Below are 18,796 nucleotides of genomic sequence, written 5' to 3' on the forward strand. Positions count from 1 at the left end.
ATCAGGCGCCCTTCGATGCGAGGTACCGCTCGCGGTGATCACGCGAGCTGCCGAACAGTTGGCGGCCGGTACGAGCCCGGCGCAAGAACAGGTGCGCCGGGTGTTCCCAGGTGAACGCGATACCGCCGTGCATCTGGATCGCCTGCATGGCCGTCGTGTGATAGGCCTCGGCACAAGCGAATCCGGCCAGGGCGATCGCGCCACCGGCGGTTGCGGGGTCGGCGTCAAATTGCGTCGCGGCGTGCTGTGCGGCCGATGTCGACGATTCGACCTCCAAGAGCAGGTCCGCCGCCATGTGTTTCAGGGCTTGGAAGCTGCCGATGGGGCGCCCGAACTGGATGCGGGTCTTGAGGTAATCGACGGTGATGTCGAAGATGCGGCGAGTGCCGCCGGCCTGTTCGCCGGCGAGGGCAATGACGGCGAGCGACAGGGCGTGCTCGACGGCCGCCCAGTCGGCAAGATTCATCCGGCGCGCCGGCGCTTGGTCGAAGCTGAACGTCGACATACGCACCGTCGGATCGAAAACGGTTGCGGCCGTTCGCATGAATCCGGGCGCATCCGGCGCGATCTCGAAAATGCCAATGCTCTCGTCGGTCTGGTCGATCCGTGCGACCACCAAGATGATGTCGGCGATCTGCCCGTCGAGAACATAGTGTGAATTGCCGGTCAGCAGGTACTCCGCACCCTGCCGACTTGCCTGAACCGCAACGCCGTCCGGCGACCAGGTACCGCGGGCGCCGGTAACCGCGACGGTTCCGATGGCGGTCCCGTCAGCCAACCCGGGCAGTAACCGCGCTTTGTCGTCGTCGGTGCCCGCGGCCTGAATCAAGGCCGTGGTGAAGACCGCGCTCGACAGAAATGGGGCTGGCAGGAGTGCCGCACCGGTCACCTCGGCGACCGCTTCCAACTCCTGCGCGCCCAGCCCGACACCTCCGTATTCGGTGTCCACGATCAGGCCGGTCAGTCCCTGTGCGGCCAGCCTGTTCCAGAGGTCGCGATCGAATCCGTCCTCGGTGTCCGTGATCCGACGTACGTCGGCCTCGGAGCAGTGCTGAGCGAGCAACTCCTGAACCGCGGCGGCGAGTTCGGCGCGCTCGGCCACGCTCATCGTCATGTGTTCCACCCTTCTGCGTCCGAATCCATCATGTCTGACCGCAGATGCGGGCGAAGAGCCTGGGTTTGGGTATCACGTCGCTCCCCGCGGGGCGCCCGCCAAAAGCTAGTGGCTGCGCTTTCTGCCCGCCGGTTTCGGCGGCGTCAGGCCGGTGCGCACCAGGGTCTGGGCGGTGGAGACAACGACATCCAGCGAACCGCGGTTGGGGTTCCACCATTCCGCGGCCCAGTTCAGGGCGCCCATCACCAACATGCGCGCCACGCGGGGGTCTACGTCGTCGCGGATCTCGCCATCGGCGATCGCCTCGTTGAACAACTTCTGCCAGATACGTCCGTAGGCCGCTTCTTCCTTCTTCTGTCGCGCACGCAGGTGTTCGGGAATCTGACCCGAGTTGCGGATCGAGGCCGTCGTGTAATCGGAGATCTCGAGTTCGTGCCGGAGGTGCGCTTCGACCGCCGCCATGATCTTGTCGATCGATGAAGTGTCGTCCGGCAGATCGTCGAGCGTCTTCAGCAGGTGCTGACGCATGTCGCTGACTCCGGCGTACATGACCTCCTCGATGAGGTCCTCACGCGAGGGGAAGTAGTAGTAGATCGCCGGGGCCTGCAACTCTGCGTACTCGGCCACATCAGTCAACCGCGTGCCCGCAAAGCCCTTGGTGCTCAACACATGTGCGGCGGCATCGAGGATGCGAGTGCGAGTTCGCTGTGATTTCGAGTCCTCGCTCTCCGCACGGGGGGCGGAGTCGCTCTTCCTAGGCATCGTTCGATAATAATTTGGCTCCCGCGGGTGGGGCCATGCATGGTGGATGGCCGAACGGTGGGTCATTCCCGTCTGGGGTGAGGCTCGTTGGGCCCGCGCGAGTACGGGTCGGCCAGCGGCGCTTGCTTCCACCTCTCAGGAGGGCACTGATCACTTCAGGCTTGCCAGGGCGGAGTTTTCGACACCGATCCGGGTGCGTAACAGCGCAGCGTTGAGCGAAGTGAACGCCAGCGCGGTGATCCATGCGTTGTGCGCCAACGGCAGCGCGATTCCCTCGACCACCACGGCGACGTAGTTCGGGTGCGGGAAGAACCGGTAGGGACCCCCGGTGACCCGCGGCGCATTGGGTATGACGACGACGCGGGTGTTCCACTGATGCCCCAGCGTGGTGATGCACCACCAGCGCAGCACCTGGGTTCCCACCGCCAGCGCCAGCATCGGCCAGCCCAGTGCGGGAACGAATGGGCGATGCAGCGCAATCACTTCCACCAGGCACCCCGCCAGGAAACCGGTATGCAGGATGACCATGGTGGGGTAGTGGGTCACGCCGAATTCGACGCCGCCACGGGCGCGGCTCCACGCGAGGTTGCGGTTCGAGACGATCAGTTCGACGACGCGCTCGACCGCGACCGCGGCGATCAGCAAGATGTACCAGGACATGGGCACCGCTGCTCAATTCCACCGCAGCAGTACGAGTTCCGCGCAGAAGCCGGGACCCATCGCCATCAGCACGCCGGGGAGACCGCTGGCCGGTTGCTTTGCCAGCGTGTCGCGCAGTACGTGCAGCACCGAGGACGACGACAGGTTGCCGACCTCGCTCAACGATCGCCAGGTCAGCTCGAGTGCATCGTCGGGCAATTCCAGCGCCTCGGTGATCGCCTCGATGACCCTCGGCCCGCCGGGGTGACTCACCCAGGTGTCAATGTCGTCGATCGTCAGCCCGTGGCCGGTCAGGAATCCGGTGAGGTCGTCGGACAGATGCTTCTCGACGAGGGTGGCGACGTTGGGGGACAGCACCAGCGAAAGTCCGGACGAGCCGAAGTTCCAACCCATCGTGGTCAAGGAGTCCGGGTACAGCCGGCTGCGTGAGTCCACCACGGTGGGCCCCTGGGCGCCAATCCGCTCGGCACGTTGGTCGCCCACGGCAACGACCGCCGACGCGCCGTCGGCGAACAGCACGCTTCCGACCATGGTGGCGACGGTCGGCTCGGCGCCGGGATAGGTCAGCGAGCACAGTTCCACTGACACCAGGACCGCTACGTCATTCGGCGCACCCCGCAGGTAGTCGTTCAACCGCCCGACTCCGGCCGCGCCGGCCACGCAGCCGAGGCCGAACAGCGGCGAACGTCGTACATCCGGGCGCATACCCAGACGGCCCGCAATGCGGGCGTCCAACGACGGCACCGCCAATCCCGTCACCGTCGTCGTGACAATCAGATCGACGTCTTCTGGTTTGAGGCCTGCCTCGTCGAGCGCGCCGGATAGGGCAGTGCTTCCCAACTCGACGGCGTTCTCGATGAAGATGTCGTTCGCCGCACCGAAGTCGGTGAGGGCGGAGTATCTCTCTAGCGGAAGTACGAAATGGCGACTGTTGACTTTGGCGTTCGCGTGCAGTTTGCGGAGAAGATCTTCATGGGGTTCGTAACCGGGAAACCGGATGAACGCCTCGGTGATCTCATCTTGCGTGTAGCGGTGCGGCGGCAACACGCCCTGCACTGCAGAAATGACAGTCATATCAGCTACTTCCCATCGGACGTGGTTGTGGCGTAATTGGTTTCAACGCCCACTTCGATCAATTCGTCGTTGAATTGCGGTCGGGCTGGGTTCGCGTCCAACCCATGCTCGGGCATCGGGACGGAGTGACCGTCATTGAGCCCGAGAAGTTTGTGTAGGCGGACCAGAGGCGCGGGAGCCCACCAGTTCCGTCGTCCTAGGACATGCATGAACGCCGGCATCAGAACCATTCGCACCACGGTCGCGTCGACGGCGACGGCCAGGGTGAGGCCAAGACCGAACATCCGCATGAACGACACGTGGGATGCGATCATCGCCGCGAAGGAGATCGACATGATCAGTGCGGCAGCGGTAACGACCCGACCGGTGCGGGCGATCCCGCGGGCCACACTCTCGTCGTTGTCGGTAGCCTCGGAAAGCTGCCAGAACTCGTGGATTCGGGACACCAGGAACACCTCGTAATCCATCGAAAGCCCGAAAGCGATGCAAAACAACAGGACTGGGATGTTGGCGACCAAGATCCCGCTGGGAGTCGTTCCGAAACCACCGAGGTGACCATCCTGGAAGATCCACACCATCGCGCCGAACGCGGCGGTAAGCGAAAGCACGTTGAGCACCAACGCTTTCAACGGCATCACAACGCTGCCGGTCAACAGGAACAGCAGCAGGAACATGATGCCGCCGATCAGTCCGAGCACTAGTGGCAGGCGTGATGCGATGGCGTCCACGCTGTCTCGGTTGAGCTGGGCTGTGCCGGCGAACAGTACCTTCGTGCCACCCGGCGTCGGGACCGCATGCAGGCGGTTCAGCTGTGTTTCAGACCGGTCGGAAAACAGTGGAGCGGTGCTGTCAACGGTCAGGAACGCGGTGCCGTTAACCTGCCCTGCCGGTGCCGACGGTCCTCCGACGGCGGTTCCGGCGACGTAGGTTGCGGTCGGGGATGAGACCGCGGAGACGTCGGGCACCCGTGACAGGCCAATGGCGTATTGCTCCATCTCGCCTCGGGACAGGTCGCCGGTATCGGGGATGACGATGGTCACCGCGGTATCGGAGTCGATGCGGAAGTCTTCGCGCAGGCGATCGCCGACCTGGTGCGCCGAAGCTGAGGTGGGCAGTACCCGGTCATCGGGGAAACCCCATTTGACGCCGAGGAACGGCAGGCCGAGGAACACCAGGACGGTGACACCTGCCAGTCCCAGCGGAACCGCACGGCGGATGACGAATCTCGTCCAGCGATACCAGAATTGTGGTGTAACGGGCCGCAGGATGGGTTCTGGCCGGCGCAACAGGCGTCGAATGAGCCGGCGGATGTGGGACGAATTCACCCGGTCGCCGAGCAGGATGAGAGCGGCGGGCGTGACAACGACGGCGGCAAAGGCGGCGAGCGCGACGACGGCGACCCCCGCGTAGGCGAACGACTTCAGGAAATGCATTGGGAACAACACCATGACTGCCATTGCGAGGGCGACCGTGGTGGCCGAGAACAACACGGTGCGACCCGCCGTGACCACCGTGCGCGCGACGGCAACTTCACGGTCGGCTCCATCAGCCAGCTCGTCGCGATAGCGGCTGAGGATTAGCAGCGTGTAGTCGATGGCCAGCGCCAAACCCATGGCCGTCGTGAGGTTCAGGGCGAATATCGACACATCGCTGATGAACGAAATCGTCCGCAGGACAGCCAAAGTGCCGAAGATCGCCATTCCGCCGATGCCCACGGGCAGCGCTGCGGCGCTCAGACTGCCGAAGACCCACAGCAACACGAGGAAGCTGAGCGGGATCGCGATCGATTCCATCACCAGCAGGTCGTGCTGCGACTGCTTTGTGATCTGCACGTTGACCATCGCCGCGCCGCCCGTCCGCACTGTGACTCCGTTACGGTCGTACGTCACCAGCGCGGACAGCTCCTCCGCGTACGTCTGCTGCTCGCTTTCGTTCCCCTTGATGCCCGCGACGATCAGTCCGGTGCTGTGGTCCTTGCTGACCAGATCGGCCGCGGCTTGCGGTGGGGTGGTCCACGGTGAGGCCACATCGACCACATGTGGCGCGGTTCGCAGTTGTTCGACGATGGCAATCCCGGCCGCGCGCGCGGCCGGGCTGTTGACGCCATCGGTTGCCGAGACGGTGATAAGCAGCTGGGTGTCACCCTGGTTGAACTTGTCCGTCAGAAGCTGGGTCGCCCGCGCCGATTGCGCTGCCGGATCCTGAAATCCGCTGGCGGACAGACTATTCGCGACCGGCACTCCAAAGATGGCTAGGCCCAGTGTCAGCAGGGCCGCCGCGACGATCACACGTCGTGGCCTCGCGATCGCCATCCTTGCAATCTGATTCAGCAAGGTCACCCATCCGTCAGGTTTTCGAACTCGGTTTCGGCCAACTGCCGATTTGAAATGAGCCACGGCGCGCGGCGAAGGATCGTTCACCAACGGATGGTGAGCCCCGTCTCACTGTCTCCGGTGTTGTCGGCTTGCTACGTTTGCTGACGACGCGAGTCTCTGGGAAAGCGCTCCTTAGGCGGTTTGCTGTGGCCGCGCCTGGGAAGGAACCTACAAGATGCTGCACGGATGCTGTGGACCGCAAGTCGGGGCACGGATTTCGTCGATAACGGGCCCCATCGCGCAGGTGCGGCAGTTAGTATCGAACTGCGCCTGATCTGGCGGCTTCGGGCACAGTCAGTAGAGAGTTGGGAAAGAGTGAATTTCGTTGGCCGTGTTGGTCAACCTTCGACACGCGCCACTTGAGCGCGCGGGGGGCGACGGAGGACACCACCGTTGTCGTTGTCGGTGCCGGAATCACTGGGATCGGCGCCGCGTACTACCTGCGCACCAACGGGATTCCGTATCTCGTCATCGAGGCCAACGATGACCTGGGCGGAGTTTGGCACACTCAGCGCTGGCACGGAGCGCGGTGCGACTCTGACTTCGTCAAGTACTCCTACAGCTTCCAGCCCCATCCGTCGTCGCGGTGTCTGTTGGATCGCGACGAGATCCAACGCTACCTGCGCTCGGTCGCCGAGCAGTTCGACCTGCTGAGGAACATCCGCTTCAGCACGCGGGTAACGTCCGCGTCGTTCGACACCACGACGGGACGCTGGGTGGTTCAGACCCCACACGGTGCCATCCGGGCGCAGTTCGTGATCAACGGCAACGGCTATTTCAATCTGCCGCATGTGCCGGAGTTCCCGGGTGTCGACACCTTCGATGGCGAGATCATCCACACATTTGATTTGGATGCCGAACGCAAATTCCCCGGGAAGAACGTGGTGCTGGTGGGCAGTGGTTCCACCGCTATCTGCGCCGCGCCTGAGCTGGCGAGGGTGTCGGGCTCCATGACGATGCTGCAGCGCTCGCCGTCCTACATCTATGAGGTGGATAACAAGGCAACGCCGTTGATGCGGTTATGCCAGTACCTCTACGGCCGAGGGCTCGGGTTCCCGATCAAGTTCCTGCGCAACTACCTTCAGTTGCGCGACGATGTGATTTTCGTTGCCTTCCGCGCATTTCCGCGCCCCGCACGGTGGTTCTTCCGTCAGCACTGGCAAGACACGGTAAACAGCGAACAGCTCAAGCGGGACTTCTCGCCTTCCTATTCGCCGTGGGAGCAGCGCATCCCCGTCGCTATTGGCCTAAAGGAGGCGGTGCGTCGCGGGGCGGTACGCATTGAGACAGGGACGATCGCACGGTTCACGCCAAGCTCCGTGGTACTCGTCGGCGGGAAGGAACTGCAGTGCGACGTATGTATCCTTGCGACCGGCTTCGAGTTGGACTTCCTCAAGTTTGAGCTGCGTGTGGACGGCGCTCAGATCGAGGTGCGCGGGATCAACTTCTACAAGGGCATCATGTGGGGCGGAGTGCCCAATTACTTTCAGCCGGTTGGTGTTTGGCACTCTGCTTGGACCCAACGCTCGGAGACCGTCACACGGTTCGCCATCAAGGTCATCAAACACATGGCCGCGCATCAATTGAATACCGTTAGCATCGAGCGCAAAGAGGTCGACTACACCCCCTCCATTACTCCTGGCTATCTGATGCGCGACCTCCCGGAACTGCCACGCCTCTATGCCAGCTGGGAGCTACCCACCCTGGACAACCTGTTGGGGCGTTACCGATTTGCGCCACGCAAACTGAACTTCACCTAGCCCCACGACGGCCGGCCGACGGATTGACGAACGGTCGACACGGACAACCGTCAATTGAAGGATTGCTTGCCGGGCAATCGGTGGTTCTCCGATAGATTTCTGCCGAAACTGCCGCATGACCAGGCCGCGTGCACCTAAGCTCCGGCTAGTCGGAGCGGGACCGGCCGGGCACGCGATCTGTTGCCCCGAAGAGCGGAGCTACACATTGTCGTATGTTGTTGCGTTGCCCGAGGCGATGTCAGCCGCGGCCACCAACGTGGCCGCGATTGGCGAGGTGGTCGCGACGGCGGGCCAGGGCGCGGCCGCTGCCACCATAGGATTGCTTGCCGCCGCTGAGGACGAGGTGTCAGCGGCGATCGCGGCTGTGTTTTCCGCCCACGGCGAGGGCTATCAAGCTCTCAGTGCCCAGGCGGCTGCGGTTCACGAGCGCTTCGTCCAGACCCTGGCCGGTGCCAGCGGGGCGTATGCAGCCGCTGAGGCCGCCAGCGCAGCGCCGCTGGCGGCCGTAGAGCAGGCGGCGGTCGGTGTTCAGCAACTCCATGCCGCAGCGGCCACCGGATTCGAATCTCTGTTTTCGGTGCGGGACTCGCCAATTCTGAAGCTGCTGGCCAGTGACATCCCGCCGTGGTCGTGGGTCATGGGCAACTCACCGCCGCCGTTGCTTAATTCACTACTGGGACAAACGGTTTCGTACGGCACGTATGAGGGAATGAACGTCGTCCAGATAACCCCGGCGCGTCCCACCGGCGAATACGTAGTTGCCTTGCACGGTGGTGCGTATATCTTCCCGCCCTCGATCTTCCACTGGATCAATTATTCGGTGACGTCCTACATGACGGGCGCAACCTTCCAGGTGCCGATCTACCCGTTGATACAGGAAGGGGGCACCGCCGCCACCGTCGTACCGAGAACGGCCAGCTTCATTTCCTCGCAGATCGCTGCGCATGGGGTCGAGAACGTCAGTGTGATCGGCGACTCTGCGGGTGGCAACCTCGCACTCGCGGCCGTCCAGTACATGTTGCAGACGAACCCGCTCGGCCCCGTGCCGTCGTCGATGGTTCTGCTGTCTCCATGGCTCGATTTGACCCTTGGACAGCAGGTCGGCATGTGGTGGGGGGACAACCTGCCGATCACCAACCCGATGGTTAGTCCGCTGTACGGGTCGCTTGCCGGACTTCCGCCGACGTACGTCTACTCGGGTGGGTTGGATCCCCTCGTAATCTCCGCGGCAGCCCTCGAGAAGTTGGCCGTGAGTCAGGGCGCCCCGATCGGTTTCGTACTAGCGCCCTTCCACAGCCACGACTGGCCGCTACTCTCCGCATACGGCTTCTTGCACTGGCCCCAAATCAACCAACAGCTCGGTATCGCCGCCTAACCGTCTCGTCCCGCCCTACGGACGAACGTCCTACCCACGGTGGTGTGGTGGCGCCTCATCGCGCAGCCAGTCGTCGTTCGACGCCTGCCGCATCGAGTCCTCGTCGCCGAACCGCTCCAAGTCCTCGGGCGTGACGCGCGCCCGTGGCGCTTTCGGCGCAGCCGCGGGTGGGGGTTTGGGGTCCATGCCGCCCATTGTCCCTCGCGCTTCGAAGTGCTGCTGCGGCATCGACCTTCGCGGCTGTAGCTACCGAAAGGCGAATCTAACACAGAATAGAATTCTGTGCTAGTCTAGGGCATCTTACCGGTATGACGTGCAGTTTTAGGTATTGAACGCAGCGTTGATACTGCGACGGTACGCAACCTGCGGGCCCTTGCACCAGCCCTTGGGAAGGACGAGAACCGTGGAAGCCTTCGCCGGCCTCGGCGTACTCGAGTGCGGCGCGGCCAAGCGTGCCGCGTCCATCGAAGGGGTCGCGCGCCATGTCGGTTGAGGTCTTGCCGCAGGCGAAGGTGTTGGCGGTTCAGCAGCTGTATCAAGCGCTGGCCGCCGGGGATCGGGATGCAATCGACTATCTGCTGCATCCGCAGTTTGTTGGCTATGCCGCCGAGGGGTTGCCACTGGACATGGGCGGTACGCACGTTGGTCCCGATGCGATGCGGGACAACCTGTGGTGGCGCATCGGCAAACACTTCAAGGTTCGCGTCGAGCCGGCCGAGTTCCGCCATCTCGACGACGGTCGACTGTTGGTGGTGGGAACCTACCGCGGGCGGGCCCGTCGCAATCGAAACCCGCTTGAAGCGGCGTTCGTTCATCTGATCGGATTCGAGGCGGACGGGCGCATGGTCTCGCTGCGCCAGCTCACCGACACCGCAGCGTGGTGCGCCGCGCTGGATGAGGCCGGCCGGCTGCAGACGATCGACTACCAGGTCGAAAACGGCTTGGCCACAATTTGTTTGAACAGACCTGACGAACGCAATGCCATTAATCTGCAGATGGCAAGGGAGACACTGGAGGTCACGCGCCGGATCGCGTCCGATCGCTCGGTGCGTGCTGTGCTCATCTGGGCCAACGGGCCGGCCCTGAGCGTCGGCGGTGACATCAAGTACTTCCTGGCCAACAATGACCGCGGTCTCGGTGACCTGTTCATCGCGATGACCACACCGTTTCATCAGGCCTTCGACCTTCTCAGCCGAATTGATGCGCCGATCGTGACCGCCGCACACGGCGCCGTGGCCGGCGGAGGACTGGGCTACGTCTATGCCGCCGATATTGTGTTCGCAGAGCCGGACACCAAGTTTATGACCGCTTTCTCGGGATTGGGGGTCTCCGGCGACGGCGGCGGTACCTGGCACCTGCCCCGCCTGATCGGTCCGCGCCGCGCCGCCGCGGCCTATCTCCGCAACACCCCGATCAGCGCCGAGGAGGCGCTGCAGTGGGGGCTGATCAACGAGATCGTCACCATGCTTCTGAAGAATTGAAGCGGCAGTGGCTCCCCGGGATCGCCGACGGCAGCAGAAAGATGGCCTTCGGGATCACCGAACCCGATGCCGGCTCCAACAGTCACGATGTCAAAACCACTGCCCGCAAGACACCGACAGGATGGACAATTTCGGGCTCCAAGTACTACATCTCCGCGGTAGACCAATGCGAGGCGCTCCTCCTCGTCGCCCGCGACGGCGACCTGTCGACTGCCGAAAAGTCGCGGCTGTCGCTGTTCGTCGTCCCCACCGACGCACCCGGGCTGACCTACCAGCAAATCGACACCAGCATCGTCTCACCGGACAAGCAGTTCACCGTCTTCCTCGACAACGTCGCAGTCGGTGAAGATGCCCTGATCGGACAGGCGGGCAACGGATTACGTCAAGTGTTCGATGGTCTAAACCCCGAGCGGATCCTCGTCGGCGCGATCTGCGGCGGCATCGGCCGGTACGCCATCGAGAAGGCCGCCGACTATGCCCGACAGCGGCAGGTGTGGTCCACGCCGATCGGCGCACACCAAGGCATCGCCCACCCCTTGGCCGAGTGCCACATTGCCGTGGAGCTGAGCCGCATGGCCACCGCACACAGTGCGGCTCTGTTCGATGCCGGGCAACCGGCCGGCGAAGCCGCCAACATCGCCAAATTCGCGGCGTCCGAAGCTGCGCTGAAAGCGCTGGACCAGGCCATCCAAACCCATGGCGGCAACGGCCTTTCCCGCGAATACGGGCTGTCGGAACTGTGGTTCGTCACCCGCCTGATGCGCACCGCACCCGTCAGTCGGGAAATGGTGCTCAACTTCGTCGCCCAGACGTCCCTGGGCCTGCCTCGCTCGTACTGATCAACTCGAAGCGGCACGCCTTCGACGCGGTCGTCATCGGCGCGTGGACCAGCATTTATTTTATTTTAAAATCTGAGCCCGAGATTCGCGGCATGGATCCCCGAGACCGTTGCAAGGCAAGGTAAAGCGCGGTTTTTTAATTCGCTTTCTGCCATCGCGTCGTTAGCCGAAGCGGTGCGCGTCCCCCCGTACAATGTGCGCCATGGCCAGGCGGGACGCTGGAACGGATGACGCTGCCGAGGCAACAGGTGAGGAGGCGCCAAACGTCGAATCAAAGGCGGCGTTGACTCGCAAACGCATCCTCGATGCGGCGGCCCGAGTGCTGTCTGAGCGCGGCTACGCCGGCCTTCGCCTAAGCGATGTGGGTGCGGTCGCCCAGCTACAGGCGCCCGCGATCTACTACCACTTCCCGTCGCGCGACGATCTGATCGAAGAAGTGATGTGGGCGGGGATCGCAGACATGCGCGAACACGTTACGAAGGTCTTGGATGCGCTTCCGGATGGCACCGGGCCGTTGGATCGACTGCTCGTTGCCGCCGAAGCGCACCTGCGACATGAACTCGAGATTTCGGACTACACCACGGCGGCCATCCGCAACGCCGGACAAGTTCCGGTGGCGATCCGCAAGCGCCAGATTGTGGAGGAAGAGCGCTACGGCGAAATCTGGCGCCGGCTTATCAACAACGTCGCACGAGCCGGCCTGCTACGCCCCGAGTTCGATCTCTACATCGCGCAGATGCTGGTCCTCGGGGCGCTGAATTGGGCGGTCGAGTGGTGGAGTCCTCGTCGCGGATCTATCGAAGCCGTCGTCGCCAACGCCCAATCGCTCATCCGACACGGCTTGGTCGACGTGTCGGCGACCTGACGGTCATCCGTTTCGGCGGCCGCGCCAGGCCAGCATCCTCTCGAGCTCGGAGAAGTCGTAGCCGTCGCTGGTGGGGTGGATCTCGGTGGTGAAGAGGGTGACGCCCGCTCGCGCGAACTCATCCGCGGTCGCCGCGTCCGTCCAGGCCATCGCCCGCTCAATGCGGGCCTCGTCACGGCCGGCCGCGGTGGCCAGGCGTTTGAGGAGATCGTTCTTGCGGCGGAACTCAGCCAGAGGTTCGAAGCTGTGCCAGATGTCCGCATACCGCGCGGCGGCCGGGATCGTGCGCCGCTCGCCGCCGCCCCCGATGAGAATCGGGATCTGGCGTAGCGGCAGCGGAGTCAAGTGGCGGAGCCTGTGCTCGATCCGGGCGAGGGCCGCGTCGAAATCGTCCATCCTGGTTTTGGTCGTCCCGTAGTCGTATCCGTAGACCAAGAAGTCCTTGGGATACCAGCCGGCGCCAAGGCCGAGGATGAGCCTTCCACCGCTGATGTGGTCGACGGTGCGTGCCATGTCGGCGAGCAGGTCAGGGTTGCGATAAGGCACGCCCGTCACAAGAAGCCCGATCTCGGCTCTGCTCGTGATTTCGCCCCACGACGCAAGGGCTGTCCATCCCTCGAAATTGTTGACGTCAGGTTGGTCGTCGTGGAGTTGCGGGCCGCCATCGATGATGTCGACGAAGGGCTTGTGAAAGTGGTCGTAGCCGAAGATCGCATCGGCTCCGAGTTCTTCGGCGTGCAGGACCGCGCCTCGCCATGTCTGGAAGTCCGGCGTCCCGCCGGGCCACAGCTGGACCCCGATCCGCACATCAGCCGTCTGACTTGATTGGTCGGTCATCCGTTGCCTTCCCTCGGCGCCGCTGGGGTCTCGCTCGGTTCAAACACCTCGAAGCAGACGTTGCTTCCCCGACAAATCGCCTGGTGACATCCGACAATCCAGGTTTTTCGGCCGCAAGGTGAAACGAATCCAGGTCGTCTGGCGATAACAGCTATGTAACGACTTGATACCGCATCGGCAAGGGAGCGTCAGGGAGGGGGAGGTATGAAGGCCAAGCGATTGGTGTTGGCGGCTGTATTCAGCTGTTTGCTCTCGTTGGGAGCTCCTGTGGCTATGGAGCCGGCCAATGCAGACACCGTAGTGAGTAACCGGACTAGGGGTGCCACGACCGACCGCAACCCGCTCGTTGGCTGGGAGGGCTACTGCACCTGGGGTGCGCAAGAACTGATTCACGCCAACGCCGGCTACTACGTCCAGGCGCTCACCGGGAATGCCGAACTCTGGGCGAACCTGGCCCGGTCAGGGGGGTGGACGGTCGTCAGCGAAGCGCAGCCCCGCTCGGTCGCCGTCTTCAGCAGCGCGCTCGTCGGAGGCGTCGGCCACGTGGCCTGGGTCGATTCCGTCGACGGCGGAGTGCTGACGATCAGTGAAATGAATTACGGCTACGGGGCAACCCCCGCCAACGGCTACCGCACGACGGGCTTCGGCGAATTCGACACGCGCACCATTCCGGAGCTCCCGGGGATGAGTTACATCTTGATCCCCTGAGGAAAGACGCGGGTCTACAGTCTCTCCATGAACCGTCGCGCCGGCAACGTAGCGACATGAGTCCGCCCGCGACGCGACCTTGGGCGGCGCTGTGGGCGATGCTCCTCGGCTATTTCATGACCCTCATCGACTGGACGGCGGTCTCGGTCGCCAATCCGTCGATCATGGCGGCCGTCGGGGTCGCCACGCTCGCAGGCCCACTGTTCGGTGGGGTACTCGTCGACCAATTGAGTTGGGAATGGATATTTTTCGTCAATGTGCCCATCGGTGTGATCGCCTTCGGGCTTGGCATCTGGCTGATGCCGGCTATGCCGATTAATCGGCACCGGTTCGACGTCGTCGGGGTGGTGCTGTCCGGCGTTGCGCTATTCCTGGTCGTTTTTGCCTTGCAAGAGTTTCGGTCTCATCAAGGGGCGCCGTGGATCTGGGCGATGTTCGGGGCCGGCTTGGTCGCAATGGCGGGTTTTGTGTACATCAGGGCTTTCCTGGACGAGGGCATCAACGTCATCGCCGATGACCTGATCTGGACGCGTGACTGGCTGCTGGATTTGCTCCGCGTGTTCACCGGCTACCAGGTTTGGTTGGTAGGTGTCCACGTATCGGACGAGGAGGGCGCCCGTAGGGAGGCGGCGCGGGGTAACCGCCTTGCCGGGGTAAACCGCGGCAGCGCCCGAGCCGCCCACGCCCACACCGAATACGACTTTGAGATCGATACCACCGACGTGCCCATGCCCGAACTGGCGCGGCAGTTGCACGACCGGTACGAGTCCTGTCGGCAGCCGGCGGCTTTCGCTCGGCTCAGCAGCCGCTACCTGTCCTGACGCTCCCGCTAGCCCAACGCGGTGCCCAAGAACTGCACCGCCCAATACGTGGCCAACATGGTGGACAAGGTGCCCAACAACGCCACCACGATGAAGGGCGACAGGACCAGCGCGCCCAATTGGATCAGGGTGACCCAGCCGTTGTCCTCGGCGGGTGCGGCAGCCGCGGGCAACGCTGCGGCGGCCCCAGACAGCACTGAGGCATTAGCCGCCTCGGCACTCGCGTAGGAGTTCGCGCTCCCTGTCAGGGTTTGTACGAAATGGTCATGGAACGCGATCGCTTGGTCGGTTACCTGCTGAAAGCTCTGACCATGTGAAGCGAACGCCGCAGCAATGGCTGCGGAGACTTCGTCGGCCCCCGCGCTGGCGATGTTCGTCATCGGGACGGCCGCTTCAAGATGAGCGAACTTCAAGTCCGACCCGATGGTCGCAATATTTCGTGCTGCAGCGACTAGATTCTCCGGCGCAACCTGCATCTTCCGCAGCATACGCAAGGGTACTGATCCTCGTGGCGTTTTCGCGAAAAGTACTCGGCCCCTTCGCATCCGCCGCGCCACGGCAGTTGTGGACCTGGCCCCTCACACGTAATTCATGCAAACTCCTCCGAAATCCCCCGGTGTATGCCTAAGCTCCGGCTAGCCGACAATTGGTAAACCTGGGCAACCTTCAACGGGTCGCCTTCGGATAGGGGAGCGGCACATTGTCATACGTCTTCGCGTTGCCCGACGTCATATCGACGGCGGCGACGGACGTGGCTTCGATTGGTACTGCGGTCGCGACGGCAAACCGCGGCGTCGCGGAGGCCACCACCGCGGTGCTGGCCGCCGCCGAAGATGAGGTATCAACCGCGATCGCGGCCCTGTTTTCCGCCCACGGCCAGGGATATCAAGCGCTTACCGCGCATGCGGCGGCTTTTCACGAGCGGTTTGTGCAGGCGTTGGCCAGCGCGACGGGGGCATATGCCGCCGCTGAGGCGGCCAATGCGTCGCCGTTGGCTGCCCTGGAACAGACGGTCCTGGGAGTCCAGCGGCAACTGCACCAGGCGTCGAACCTTGTCGCAAGCGAAACGTCAGCGATGGCAACCCAGGCATGGTCTGGACTTGAATCTCTAACCGCGCTGCCGAATAACCCCGTGCTGCGGCTCATTTCCAGCGACATCCCGCCGTTGTCGTGGTTCGTCGGCAACTCCCCGCCGCCGTTGCTGAATTTGCTGCTGGGTGAAACGGTCCAATACACCACTTACGAGGGGATGCCCGTAGTCCAGATCACGCCGGCCCACCCCACGGGCGAGTATGTGGTCGCCCTGCATGGCGGCGCGTTGATCTTTCCGCCCTCGTTCTTCCACTGGATCTATTACTCCGTGACGGCGTACCAGACCGGCGCCACCTTCCAGGTGCCGATCTACCCGTTGGTGCAGGAAGGCGGCACCGCGGGCACGGTCGTGCCCACGGTCGCCAGCTTCATCTCGTCGCAAATCGCTCAATACGGGTCGACCAATGTGAGCGTGACCGGCGACTCCGCGGGCGGCAACCTCGCCCTCGCGGCCCTCCAGTACATGCAGACCAACGGGCTGGGCCCGATGCCGTCAGCGATGGTGCTGGTGTCGCCCTGGTTGGACGTCGGGACCAGAGGGATCGGCGCGGTCTGGGCGGGCGATCTCGGGGTCACCAACTACATGGCGAGTCCGCTGTACGGGTCACTCGACGGCCTGCCGCCAACGTACGTCTACTCGGGTTCGCTGGATCCGCTCGCAGCCCAGGCGGCCATCCTGCAGCAAGCGGCCATCGCCGCAGGGGCTCCGTTCGGCTTCGAACTCTTCCCGGGTGGCATTCACGACTTCATATTGCTCACCCCGTGGGGCCTGCCCTACTGGCCGCAGATCAACCAGCAACTCGGCATCGTGGCCTGATCGCTTGGCCCCAGGTCGTCTAGATCGTCGCGGTCCGGGCCGCCAGTGCTGCCAGATTGCTCAGCGAGTTGTCCAGATGCTCGCTGGGAAATGGTGGGAAGTCGAGGAACCTGCCCTCCCGCGGCACCGCCGACCAGTCGTAGGTCAACCGAACCTCGGTCTTCGACGGCTCGAGGGGGGTCAGGTCGTAGCGCCAGATCCAGCCTCCGAACACTATGTCGTTACCGTTGTCCCCGGCGTTCCCCGCATCCACGCCAAGGGCTCCTTTGGACACTTCCTGACCCGGCTCCCATGCGATGGTTGTCGGCGGGTCGTACGCGACGACGCGATTGGCCATTTCATAGTGCTTGTCCGGGTGGTTGTCGTGATACATCGCCATCCGGAAGATCTGACCCGGCCCGGTCAAGCGTTGGCCGTCGCGGGATTCGCGCACCCAACCTGTGCCGTCGATGCCCGCGTGCGCCCTCGGGTCGGCGAGCACGTCGAAAATCACGTTGGCGGGAGCGTTGATAGTGGTTGTAGCGATCAATCGTTCTTCAGTCACATCAATACCGACCGCCGATCCACCTTAAATTCATCGTGGCCGCTCAACACCCCCGACTTGGATAATTCGCACAAGCCGCTCCCAGAGCCACAGTTGCAGGCATAAGCTCCGATTACTCGGCGATCGTCAAGTGACAGGCAACTAGGGGAAGTTGCCCCGACGTAGGGGAGCGGCGCGGTGTCATATGTGTTTGCATTGCCGGAAGTGGTGTCGGCCGCGGCCACGGATGTGGCCTCGATCGGTTCGGTCGTCGCGACGGCAAACCAGGGCGTGGCAGCTGCCACCACGGAAGTACTGGCCGCGGCCCAGGATGAGGTGTCAGCGGCGATCTCGGCACTTTTCTCCGCCCACGGTCAGGGCTATCAAGCGTTCAGCGCGCAGGCGGCGACATTTCATGCGGAGTTTGTGCGGGCACTCAACAACGCGGCCGGGTCGTATGCCAGCGCTGAGGCGGCCAGCGCCTCCGTCTTGCAGAACTTCGAGCTCGTCGGGCAGGAAATCCTGCAGGCCCCCACGAACGTTGCCACCGGATTCGCCCGAGTGGCCAACTACTTCTTCACCGAGATCGTCGGTGCGCCGGCCGCCCCGCCGTTTCCCGCCACCGAGGCGGGGACCTTCACCGGCGTGCCGTCGATCATCAACAGACTTGAAACCGCCGCGCTGTACCCCGTGAAGCCGCTGCTGGCGTTGTCCGGACTCGAATCGGGAATTGCGATGCCGAGCAATCCGCTGCTGCAGCTGCTTGCCAGCGACATCCCGCCGCTGTCGTGGTTCATCGGCAACTCCCCGCCACCGTTCTTGAACCTGCTGTTGGGTGAAACGGTCCAGTTCTACAGCAGCGACGGCATGCGAATCGTGCAGATCACACCGATGAACCCCACCGGCGAAAATGTGGTCGCCATTCACGGCGGTGCGTTCATCTTCCCGCCGTCGTTCCTGCACTGGATCCATTACTCGGTGATGGCCCACCAGACCGGCGCGACCATTCAGGTGCCGATTTACCCGCTGCTGCAGGAGGGCGGTACCGCCGGGTTGGTGGTACCTCAGCTGGCTAGCTTCATCGACTCGCAGGTCACCGCGCACGGCGCCGCCAACGTCAGCGTGATCGGCGACTCCGCGGGCGGCAACCTCGCGCTCGCCGCGGTCAACCACATGGTCGGCCTCGGCAACCCCGTGCCTTCGAGAATGGTGCTGCTGTCGCCCTGGCTAGACCTGACGATGACCAACCCCAACATCGCCTTCGTTCAGGATCCGCTGCTCCCGTGGGGGCCCGCGATACAGATCGGCAAGGTGTGGGCTGGCGGTCTGCCGGTGACCGACCCGTTGGTCAGCCCGCTGTACGGAACGAATTTCGCCGGGCTCCCGCCGACATTCGTGTACTCCGGCAACCTCGACATTCTGTCGCCCGACGTATTCCGCCTGCAGCAAACCGCCATCAGCCAAACCGCGCCGATCTCGTTCGTCTTGGCCAACGGCCAAATCCACGACTGGCTCATCCTCACCCTCGACGGTCTGCGGTACTGGCCGCAGATCAACCAGCAGCTTGGTATCGCGGCCTGATTGCAAGTCACGCGAAGCTGACCAATATTGGTCGGGTGATCCTTTCCGTCGACCTCGGCAAGACGTCGTGCCGAGCGGCTGGAGGCGGCCGCAGGGTCGAGGGGGCCGGGGC

16 protein-coding genes and 2 pseudogenes are annotated in these 18,796 nt (G+C 63.6%); 9 read left to right on the forward strand and 9 right to left on the reverse strand.

The window, feature by feature from the left end; genetic code table 11:
* Nucleotide 1: 1 nt before the first annotated feature.
* The 5 genes from G6N68_RS06125 to G6N68_RS06145 all read right to left on the reverse strand — a co-directional run bounded on the left by G6N68_RS06125 (nt 2) and on the right by G6N68_RS06145 (nt 5,943).
* Nucleotides 2-1,114 carry an acyl-CoA dehydrogenase family protein gene (locus tag G6N68_RS06125; protein ID WP_163709182.1) on the reverse strand — a complete coding sequence of 371 codons (1,113 nt, stop codon included), beginning with the start codon at nt 1,112-1,114 and terminating at the stop codon, nt 2-4.
* Nucleotides 1,115-1,219: 105 nt separating this feature from the next.
* The gene (locus tag G6N68_RS06130) at nt 1,220-1,876 is read right to left on the reverse strand and encodes a TetR/AcrR family transcriptional regulator (protein ID WP_163709185.1); all 657 of its coding nucleotides are present in this window, start codon (nt 1,874-1,876) and stop codon (nt 1,220-1,222) included.
* Nucleotides 1,877-2,026: 150 nt separating this feature from the next.
* Nucleotides 2,027-2,536, reverse strand: a complete 510-nt coding sequence (locus tag G6N68_RS06135; RefSeq protein ID WP_163709188.1) for an isoprenylcysteine carboxyl methyltransferase family protein — start codon at nt 2,534-2,536, stop codon at nt 2,027-2,029.
* 12 nt (nt 2,537-2,548) lie between these two features.
* On the reverse strand, nt 2,549-3,610 hold the full coding sequence (locus G6N68_RS06140; protein ID WP_163709191.1) for a type III polyketide synthase: 1,062 nt from the start codon (nt 3,608-3,610) through the stop codon (nt 2,549-2,551).
* 5 nt (nt 3,611-3,615) lie between these two features.
* On the reverse strand, nt 3,616-5,943 hold the full coding sequence (locus G6N68_RS06145) for an MMPL family transporter (RefSeq protein ID WP_163709193.1): 2,328 nt from the start codon (nt 5,941-5,943) through the stop codon (nt 3,616-3,618).
* A 401-nt stretch (nt 5,944-6,344) separates the two neighbouring features.
* Here G6N68_RS06145 and G6N68_RS06150 point away from each other — a divergent pair, with 401 nt between their 5' ends.
* Entirely contained in the window at nt 6,345-7,745 is a 1,401-nt protein-coding gene (locus G6N68_RS06150; protein WP_163709196.1) for a flavin-containing monooxygenase, read from the forward strand.
* Between the two features lie 205 nt (nt 7,746-7,950).
* Complete coding sequence (lipY, locus tag G6N68_RS06155; RefSeq protein WP_263992046.1) at nt 7,951-9,120, forward strand: triacylglycerol lipase LipY; 1,170 nt, start codon at nt 7,951-7,953, stop codon at nt 9,118-9,120.
* Nucleotides 9,121-9,150: 30 nt separating this feature from the next.
* Here the strand turns inward: lipY (G6N68_RS06155) and G6N68_RS30105 are convergent, their stop codons facing one another.
* Nucleotides 9,151-9,306: a hypothetical protein gene (locus G6N68_RS30105; protein WP_205351258.1), complete on the reverse strand. Its 156-nt coding sequence runs from the start codon at nt 9,304-9,306 to the stop codon at nt 9,151-9,153.
* Nucleotides 9,307-9,602: 296 nt separating this feature from the next.
* Here G6N68_RS30105 and G6N68_RS06160 point away from each other — a divergent pair.
* From G6N68_RS06160 to G6N68_RS06170, 3 genes and pseudogenes are all read left to right on the forward strand, one after another.
* A pseudogene (locus tag G6N68_RS06160) lies at nt 9,603-10,580 on the forward strand (enoyl-CoA hydratase-related protein); the annotation flags it as partial.
* Nucleotides 10,581-10,588: 8 nt separating this feature from the next.
* A pseudogene (locus G6N68_RS06165) lies at nt 10,589-11,440 on the forward strand (acyl-CoA dehydrogenase family protein); the annotation flags it as partial.
* Nucleotides 11,441-11,642: 202 nt separating this feature from the next.
* Nucleotides 11,643-12,305, forward strand: coding sequence for a TetR/AcrR family transcriptional regulator (locus G6N68_RS06170; protein WP_163709205.1), 663 nt, complete (start codon nt 11,643-11,645; stop codon nt 12,303-12,305).
* A gap of 3 nt (nt 12,306-12,308) precedes the next feature.
* Here G6N68_RS06170 and G6N68_RS06175 read toward each other — a convergent pair whose 3' ends face one another.
* Nucleotides 12,309-13,142, reverse strand: coding sequence for an LLM class F420-dependent oxidoreductase (locus tag G6N68_RS06175; RefSeq protein ID WP_163709208.1), 834 nt, complete (start codon nt 13,140-13,142; stop codon nt 12,309-12,311).
* Between the two features lie 300 nt (nt 13,143-13,442).
* Here G6N68_RS06175 and G6N68_RS06180 point away from each other — a divergent pair, with 300 nt between their 5' ends.
* On the forward strand, nt 13,443-13,850 hold the full coding sequence (locus G6N68_RS06180; protein WP_163709211.1) for a CHAP domain-containing protein: 408 nt from the start codon (nt 13,443-13,445) through the stop codon (nt 13,848-13,850).
* A gap of 56 nt (nt 13,851-13,906) precedes the next feature.
* Nucleotides 13,907-14,671, forward strand: a complete 765-nt coding sequence (locus G6N68_RS06185; protein WP_240355401.1) for a phosphotransferase-like protein — start codon at nt 13,907-13,909, stop codon at nt 14,669-14,671.
* Between the two features lie 8 nt (nt 14,672-14,679).
* Here G6N68_RS06185 and G6N68_RS31380 read toward each other — a convergent pair whose 3' ends face one another.
* A complete protein-coding gene (locus G6N68_RS31380) occupies nt 14,680-15,147 on the reverse strand; it encodes a PE family protein (RefSeq protein ID WP_163709213.1) in 468 nt (155 codons plus the stop codon).
* 224 nt (nt 15,148-15,371) lie between these two features.
* Here G6N68_RS31380 and lipY (G6N68_RS06195) point away from each other — a divergent pair, with 224 nt between their 5' ends.
* Complete coding sequence (gene lipY / locus G6N68_RS06195) at nt 15,372-16,580, forward strand: triacylglycerol lipase LipY (protein ID WP_163709216.1); 1,209 nt, start codon at nt 15,372-15,374, stop codon at nt 16,578-16,580.
* 19 nt (nt 16,581-16,599) lie between these two features.
* Here the strand turns inward: lipY (G6N68_RS06195) and G6N68_RS06200 are convergent, their stop codons facing one another.
* Nucleotides 16,600-17,124, reverse strand: a complete 525-nt coding sequence (locus G6N68_RS06200) for an SRPBCC family protein (protein WP_163709219.1) — start codon at nt 17,122-17,124, stop codon at nt 16,600-16,602.
* Between the two features lie 177 nt (nt 17,125-17,301).
* Between G6N68_RS06200 and lipY (G6N68_RS06205) the strand changes: the two genes are divergently transcribed.
* The gene (gene lipY, locus G6N68_RS06205; RefSeq protein WP_163709222.1) at nt 17,302-18,684 is read left to right on the forward strand and encodes a triacylglycerol lipase LipY; all 1,383 of its coding nucleotides are present in this window, start codon (nt 17,302-17,304) and stop codon (nt 18,682-18,684) included.
* The last annotated feature ends 112 nt before the right edge of the window (nt 18,685-18,796 follow it).

Origin of the sequence: Mycobacterium bourgelatii (genome assembly GCF_010723575.1) — a bacterium.
Taxonomy (GTDB): domain Bacteria; phylum Actinomycetota; class Actinomycetes; order Mycobacteriales; family Mycobacteriaceae; genus Mycobacterium; species Mycobacterium bourgelatii.